This window comes from Streptococcus suis (assembly GCF_002960445.1).
Lineage (GTDB): Bacteria > Bacillota > Bacilli > Lactobacillales > Streptococcaceae > Streptococcus > Streptococcus hyiners.
The window spans coordinates 1-264 of the sequence record NZ_POJD01000010.1; the positions used below are offsets into that span (position 1 = coordinate 1).

At 40.5% G+C, this 264-nt stretch carries 1 protein-coding gene; it reads left to right on the forward strand.

Going from position 1 to position 264, the window contains the following annotated elements:
- Positions 1 to 264, forward strand: a 264-nt coding sequence (locus tag C1G53_RS00040; RefSeq protein WP_269087973.1) for a lyase family protein, incomplete at both ends; no start/stop codon positions are given.

Here is a 264-nt window from a genome sequence, read left to right on the forward strand (position 1 = left end):
GTTCATATGAATACCAATTTGTCACCCTATCCGATACCTTTTCAACAGGTTCTTCCATCATGCCTCAGAAGAAAAATCCAGATATGGCTGAGCTGATTCGGGGGAAAACAGGTAGAGTTTATGGGAACTTAGTTGGCCTACTGACAGTCATGAAATCCCTGCCTTTAACCTATAATAAAGACTTACAGGAAGACAAGGAAGGCATGTTTGACACGGCAGAAACAGTTTTGATTTCAATTGATATTTTGGCGGGTATGCTGAAAA